The organism is Streptomyces palmae (assembly GCF_004684805.1).
GTDB lineage: Bacteria > Actinomycetota > Actinomycetes > Streptomycetales > Streptomycetaceae > Streptomyces > Streptomyces palmae.
Genome location: NZ_SRID01000743.1, coordinates 1 through 928, shown reverse-complemented (window position 1 = coordinate 928; position 928 = coordinate 1). Strand labels below are relative to the sequence as shown.

Genomic DNA, 928 nt, shown 5'->3' with positions numbered 1-928 from the left:
CCGCCGCGCCCACCCCCGGCCCGTAACCCATCACCGAAGGGAGAGTTGAGCCCTTCGTGGACGAGACCGACGAGACCGACGAGACCATGGACGTCAGCAGGATTCCGCAGGTCCCCGGGCAGCGCGGCGGCAGCCTCGGTGAATCCGCGGTGCGCTATGTCGAGGAGTGGCACTGGGACGTGGCCCCCGGCGCCTGGTTGGAGACCGGCACGGGGCGCGAGCGCTGCTCCTGCGGCGCCACCGACTGCCCCTCCCCCGGCGGGCATCCGGACCTGGACCAGGAGGACTGGGAGGCGCAGGCCACCGGTAGCGCGGTCGGTGCCCGCCGGCTGTGGGCCGAGACCCCGGACGCGGCCATCCTGCTGCCCACCGGCCGCACCTTCGACACCCTGGACGTCCCGGAGAGCGCCGGATTCCTCGCGCTGGCCCGGATGGAGCGGATGGGCATCGACCTCGGGCCGGTCTCCTGCACCCCTGACCGCCGGATGCACTTCTTCGTCCTGCCCGGCGCCGCCCCCAAGGTCCCCGACCTGATCCGCAAGCACGGCTGGATGCCGGCCACGCTGGACGTCCAGGCGCACGGCGACGGGGACTACACGCTGGCGCCGCCGACCCGGGTGGGCACCCGCGGCGCGGTGCACTGGGTACGCCGCCCCACCGTGGCCAACCGCTGGCTGCCGGACGCGGCGGAGCTGGTCAGCGCACTCGCGTACGCCTGCGGACGGGCGCGCACCCCCAGCGGCCACTGACCCCTCACGCCGTCACCCCGCCCCGGCGCCGTCATCGCAACCCGCGGCGCCCGCGCACGCCCGCACGGACCGGCGCGCACCACCAGCGCGCGCCCTGGACTCTCGCGCCGACACCCCGCCACCGCGCTCTGGCTCCCCGCACACGCCCGCACCGACCGGCGCGCACCACCCCCCGCCGC

General features: G+C 76.2%; 1 protein-coding gene. It reads left to right on the top strand.

What is annotated here, in order from left to right:
* Window positions 1-86 precede the first annotated feature (86 nt).
* A complete protein-coding gene (locus E4099_RS32430) occupies window positions 87-749 on the top strand; it encodes a bifunctional DNA primase/polymerase (protein ID WP_135342650.1) in 663 nt (220 codons plus the stop codon).
* Window positions 750-928: the final 179 nt, after the last annotated feature.